We start from the raw sequence: 6191 nt of genomic DNA, 5'->3' as shown, positions 1-6191 counted from the left end.
AGAAAGTGATACCATCGCGCATCCTCCCTGAATCGCACGTCGGCAAGCCTCTGGGAATCCCTAAATGGACTCTTTCGTTCCGGTCAATCCACTAGGCCCACTTTTATGGAAAGTTTCATGGTATCTTCACTCCAATCTGGGTGAAGATATAATCGATAAATTCTCTTTGCTTCGCGCCGCGCCCACGAAATTCATTTAGTTCTTCTTTATTATGAAGGAGAGCCTTTATAGCAGCGCTAAGGGTCTGTTCGTTGAAGCCATTCGGTTTTAACGCATTGAGAAATGCATTGGCTTTGTAGGCACCTGACTTGAAAAGGAAGGCATCCAACTCTGGGATTATTATTGTCTTCCCTTCAAACATTTCTCGTCTGCCACCTGAACGTAGAGAGCCATGCGCTATCGTCGGCGACGCAGGCGGACGCACTGAAGGCGGATGGCCTGGCGCTGCTGAAACTGCAGCCGGGTCCGGTTTGACAGATTGAACAGGCTCGCCGCCGCCTTGAGCTGGCGCTGCTGGCAATGTCGGTGAGCCGTCAGTCTGTAACGAGGAACCCAGGCGCGCCGATTGATCGCCGATTGGGCGGGGATGAGCCGGCGGGAACGCAGAACCGGCCGGCGACGGCGCCCCTGGCTCGGCCCTGCGAGGCTGACTTTCGGCCTTAGCAGCCCGGACGTCTGACTGGCCCGATGATGATGAAACCGGCTGACTTGCCTTCTGACCGTTCTTGGCCGCCCTGACTTCTCCATCGATTTTGGAGCACCAAGATGCAGCGAGATCGCTGGTCCAGACATCACTGACTAGTGGCTGCGATTGTACCCACTCGACCACCGGCGAGCGGCCACGCTCATGAAGAACCCAAGGTCGATCGATAAGCCAGAACAGCCATTTCCGGAGCAACTCTTCTTGGGCTGACGTGAGGTTACAAAATTTTGAAACCTTACCGACGATGCGCCTTAGCGATGGCCTTTGCCCGCTCCGTTGACTTCGTTTCATCAACCTAACGGCAGTGTCAATCGCGCCGCAAGTCAAGCCGACCAGACTGGGCTCGCAAGGGTCAATTCGGCTGTTGCCGTTTCTATCAGCCAGATACTTATCGTATCTGGCCTCGCGCCCTCGAGCAGTAAGTGGGCGACGTGACTTGCGCTTGTTATAGCGACTAATGTTTTCAGTGACTACTGCAACCGGACTATTATCGGAGTTTTGGCTGGCGTTTACATCATCACTCATAAACTATGCTCCTATTCTTTCAGGAATAGGTAGATCACAAACTTGCCTGAACATTAAGTGAACGCACCGAAAACTCGTCTGTAAAAATCACTGTACACGCGGTATCGTTGTTTATTGATTCGAATATCAATGCAATGATGGATTTTAGGTGCAAACTTCTTTGAGTAGGTTTGCTCGTTGACCAGACGGTATGGCATTTTTTTCGGCATGAGTGTATTGCATCGAATTGATCTAGATCGGCAATACGCAGTCCCTTCTATTCCCTCACGATGTCACATTAGATTTGAACTCATATTTTTAAAAATGAAAAGTTCTTTTTTGAAGAGATTTGGGATTTTTCGACAGCCTACCTACAAGCTGGTAGATGGACCAACATCTCAAACAGCCACCAAAAGAACGCCTGCTTGATCAGTTCTATACTGACTCTAACGTAGCAGGCGTTCTATATGATTTTCTAAGGAGTAAATTCGACCTCAATGAGTTTCAGTTCATCGAGCCGAGCGCTGGGACGGGGTCTTTCTCGAGGTTGCTTCCACCGGGCAGCCTTGCCTACGATCTTGATCCAAAAGCGCCCGGAATTATCGAGGCAGATTTTTTGAAGGCGGAACTTCCTGAGACCGGAAAGCTCGGAGTCGTTGGAAACCCGCCTTTTGGTAAAAACAGCAGCCTGGCGATCCGATTCTTTAATCATGCTGCGCTGAAAGCAGAGCTGATTGCATTCATCGTGCCTGCAACCTTCCAGAAGATGTCTGTCCAGCGGCGCCTGGACCCTCACTTACATCTCGTGGCCGAAGCGCCCGTTCCGCATAATGCGTTCTGGTTTTGCGGGAAACGCAAACACGTCCCGACGGTTTTCCAGATATGGGCCAGAAGGGACGTAAAGCGAAATACGCAGCGCCCGCCTACGCGCCACCCGGACTTCGATTTCGTCAAGAACCCCTCCGATGCCGACTTCGTAATTCAGCGCGTTGGAGGCGACGCTGGCAAAATCCACCGCGACTTTGGGATGAGCTCACAATCTCACCTGTTTATCAGGCCCAAGGTCTCAGGCGTTGAAGTGACAATGCATTCGCTGGATCTTGCCAGCACGGCGAAGATGACGGCCGGAAACCCAAGCATAGCGAAATCAGAAATTGTACGTTTGTACACCGCCGCCCTCGCGTCGGGCATGCAATGGTAGCGCCCTTGGGCTGCGGGAGGCCAGATATCGGCATGCAGGGATTCGATATTCTCTTAACATAATTCCATTGATGCTTCAGGCGCCAGTAAGAGAAGCGAACAGATCATTTTCTGATTGCTTTACCTTCGAGCTGAGACCCTTGTGCCATTACATGGTGATTCCTTATGATCCTGATCCAAATAGAGTTACTACTTTCGGAACTTTGATTGACCACTTGATAAATTTTTTATGAGGTCTATTATAATCTATTATTTCTAGCGGTGATATGTGAATTTGTCGAACATCAACTGGAGAATCTTATGATCAAACAGGCCACGGGTAATTGCTTCTGGCGATATGATGAAGCAGATGAGTATCGAATTTACTTCGTCGGAAGATGCGATGATGGAAGTGAAGAATTATTCTACACAATCCGGACGTTTGAATTGGAGAAATTTCTCTCCGCCGCCGTCGTGATCGGCGAGCAGCAACACTTATGGGGAGATTGGCGGGCGTTAGCCGAGCAGGGCGAACATGAAGCTCTTGATAGAATTATCGCTTCTCTTGGGCCTGCTGCTTATCTTGAAAGTGTAGTTGACGTGGCCGCCGTTAAGCATCCGAGCCAAAAGAATGCTGTGATTTTGTCTGTACACCTAGCCCCAACGAGGCGGGTCCGTTTAATCAAGCATACATTTGGATCTGCGCAGTTGCAGACAGGTTTTCTGCAATGGTGGGACCGAGTCGATCCCGGAAAGCACCTCGGCCTTTGCCTCATAGGGCTTCTCGAAGGCAAGAACGTGATGGCGGAAAAGATGAACGCCATTGCCGACGCTCAACTCGCCTTTGGTCGCAAGCTCATGGAAGTCGTAATAGAGGCTATCGAAGAGGGGCGTGACGAAGCCTTCATTCCTGCACAATGGGGGCCTGACTGAAGGCAGCGATAGTCTCGATGCGGCGACATACCTTTTTCTGGCGAATATCCGCTTGTGCGGGAGAACATGGGTCCGCGGTTTAGCGAGGCGTCGGTAGTTGGAGTTGGCCTCAAACGGCACGACCAACCCATCGCTGAAAAGTTTGATTAATATTCGCTGTTACTGGGCCGTTCTGACAAAAGTCTTCAGCCATAGCGAGGGGCTGCAAGGATAAGAAAGCTCTCGAAAGAGAATGATCTTGCCGTAGCATGAGTCGAGCTGACGCTGTTGCTTGAGCTTACTGATCATGCAATCGACGGAAATGGCGATAGTCGGGACGCTCTGGCACCTTTCAGTTCGAGCGTGGTTGGATAATCGGGCAGGACGCCACGTATGAGCAGGCCCTCTCAGAGGGCGATCGGCATCATTCCCTTTGTCCGCCAGCGGTGCCATGGGCGCGGCGAAAAGGGTCTGCACGAGCAAGTCGGGTACGATGTAATCGGAGGCCTCGCTGCTGATCAGGATAGACCCAAGAGGCAGTCGTTAATAGTGTGCTTTGCGCGCCTGCGGCTCCGCAGCGTGAGGGAATCTTGCTCGCAAGGCCGCCGCGCTGAAAAAATCAAAGCCGCCGTCCACTAGCAGGGCAATTATGGCAACCTCTTGAATGCGGACGCCATCTGTGACGATAAGCGACTCATCGCCTCAACATCGCCAAAGGTTAGAATGACAGTAATCGCGCCGTGGTCGCCCTACCTTGAACAAGCCTTGACCGCATCAGCGGGTCGCATAGCCTTGGCCAAAGCCTTCGGCGACCTGGTCCGTGTCGAACAAGGGTTCAATCCGCACGAGCTTCCTGAGATTTTTGCGGCGCCTGAAGACGAGGGCGAGAACGACGCCTGCCGCCATCTGGTAACTATGGATGCCGCATTTTTGACGGCGCAGTTCTTACGGGAAAGGGTCGCTACCTTCGCGCGGCCGTTAGGCGGCGGCGAAGTTGTCCCGATCATGGCAAGCATGTGGGAGATCGACGATCCTTTGCCGAGGATGGCCACCGGTGCTTTCAACCTTCACGATTGGGCCAATCACGAGGCGCCGCTTACACACCGCATCTTGGTCGACAGCGCTGATTTTGACGATTGGCTCGCTGGTTTGGACCCGCCCGGCCGCCTGAGCGATCGCGACCTGGAAGCGGCCCTTGATCCACAGCTACGCGCCGCACGGGCGGTGGCTGCTCGCCGGGTGAAGGATGCTCTTGAACCTAAGGGGCGAAGCATCGAAAACGATGCGGGCGTCAGCTTATCGCAGTCCCTCTCGATCAGCGATGAGCTGCTTACACGCCCTGAGGTTGAAGCACTGGTGAAGCTTGGACGAAGTTCGATTTACGCCAAAATCAGAGATGACGGCTTTCCGGACAACATCATGCTTGGCGGTAAGGCCGTCTGGCGCAAAAGCGAAGTGATGGCGTGGGTCGAAGAGAAAGCTGCCCAGGGCCGGAGATCGAGAAGCTAGCGCGGTTTGCGGCGGGGGCTGTCGAGTATCTCATTGGCGGGCAGCGCATCCTCCATGATCATGTTCGCCCATCGTTGTGCCAGCTCGCGCCGACGTTCCATGTATCGCGCCCGGTTGTAACGCAGTTCGGTGGCGCTCATGCCAGCGGGCGTATGCGCCAGCATCAAATCGATGATCAGGCGATCGGCAAGCAACCGCACGTCAGCGCCCAGTTCGCGTTCGGCCTGTTCATTCATGATGGTCGAAAAGCTAGAGCGCCAGCCATGCGGAACATGCTTACCCTTGTAGCCTTCGCGGTTGTAGAGGTAACCGATCGCATTCTCCGTCATCGCCGAGGTGCCTGCACGGGCATTGGGAAAGACGTAGGGTGCACGGCCAGTAAGCAGGCGAACGACACGCAGTGTTTGGACAGCTTGCGACGATAGTGGGATTTTGTGGTCGAACGCCTCGTCGCTGCGCAGGTGCAGCTCCTGTTTGATCTTGTCGGCAGGAACCGTCCAAAGCGCCTCACTGATATCGGCTGACGGGTTCCCCCAATCAACGCCCCTGACCTCGCCCCATTCCAAGTGTCGCACCATGCCGGGGCGCTGGGCTGTAAGCGCGAGGAACCGACCTGCAAGCCTAGTGACAGGGGAAGCGCCCGCCCGGTCGACATCTCCGAGCATTCGTTTGATGGCGTCCACGTCCAGCAGCGCCGGATAGCGCTTGGAGGGCGGCAGGGGTGCTAGCGCGTCATTGATGTCGTTGGCCGGGTTCTCGAGGCCAGCCCCATGCGCATTCACATAGCGATAGATGGAAGCGACCCGCTGTTTCACCCGCCGAGCCGTCTCGATTGAGCCCCGCCCCTCGATCTTCTTCAACACCGAAAGCAGCAGTGGTTTATCGATAACGTCCATCGGCATCGTGCCCAAGTGCGGGAAAATGTCCCGTTCAAGGCTGGTGATCACGTCATTGGCGTGAACCGGTTTCCACTTTGGCTTCTGGACTGTGTGCCATTCACGGGCGGCCTGCTCAAAGGTCTGAAAGGTCCCGCTGCCGCCCACAAGCTTCGCACGCTTGGCAGCAATGCGAGGATCACGGCCTTCCCGCAGCAGCTTGCGGGCATCGTTGCGCTTTTCCCGAGCCTCGGCGAGCGAAACCTCAGGATAGACACCGATGGTAAGCAGCTGTTCCTTGCCCTCCTGTCGGTACTTGAAGCGCCATGACTTGTGATTCTTTGGCGAAATGTGCAGAAAGAGCCCGCCTCTGTCGGATACCTTATAGGCCTTGTCCTTTGGTGCTGCAGCGCGAACCGCCTTGTCCGTAAGCATCCAATACCCCCAATTGCTAAAGTTGTTACCCCCAATTTACCCCGACATGTATCTGGCTAGAGGGGGATTGGGCT

General features: G+C 54.2%; 5 protein-coding genes. 3 read left to right on the top strand and 2 right to left on the bottom strand.

Translation table 11 applies throughout. The annotated features are described in order from the left end of the window. Window positions 1–115: 115 nt before the first annotated feature. A complete protein-coding gene (locus tag ACSSV3_RS13570; RefSeq protein ID WP_354326506.1) occupies window positions 116–1228 on the bottom strand; it encodes a hypothetical protein in 1113 nt (370 codons plus the stop codon). A 364-nt stretch (window positions 1229–1592) separates the two neighbouring features. Here ACSSV3_RS13570 and ACSSV3_RS13565 point away from each other — a divergent pair, with 364 nt between their 5' ends. The 3 genes from ACSSV3_RS13565 (at window position 1593) to ACSSV3_RS13555 (ending at window position 4807) form a co-directional block, all read left to right on the top strand. Beyond that, on the top strand, window positions 1593–2408 hold the full coding sequence (locus ACSSV3_RS13565; protein WP_354326508.1) for an SAM-dependent methyltransferase: 816 nt from the start codon (window positions 1593–1595) through the stop codon (window positions 2406–2408). Window positions 2409–2707: 299 nt separating this feature from the next. Next, window positions 2708–3319, top strand: a complete 612-nt coding sequence (locus tag ACSSV3_RS13560; RefSeq protein ID WP_354326510.1) for a hypothetical protein — start codon at window positions 2708–2710, stop codon at window positions 3317–3319. Between the two features lie 771 nt (window positions 3320–4090). Beyond that, the gene (locus tag ACSSV3_RS13555) at window positions 4091–4807 is read left to right on the top strand and encodes a helix-turn-helix transcriptional regulator (protein ID WP_354326512.1); all 717 of its coding nucleotides are present in this window, start codon (window positions 4091–4093) and stop codon (window positions 4805–4807) included. On the opposite strand, the gene ACSSV3_RS13550 is transcribed toward ACSSV3_RS13555, so the two are convergent. Then, window positions 4804–6117, bottom strand: a complete 1314-nt coding sequence (locus ACSSV3_RS13550; RefSeq protein WP_354326514.1) for a tyrosine-type recombinase/integrase — start codon at window positions 6115–6117, stop codon at window positions 4804–4806. The genes ACSSV3_RS13555 and ACSSV3_RS13550 overlap by 4 nt on opposite strands. Window positions 6118–6191: the final 74 nt, after the last annotated feature.

The organism is Porphyrobacter sp. MBR-49 (assembly GCF_053628655.1).
This window is presented reverse-complemented; position numbering and strand designations above follow the sequence as displayed.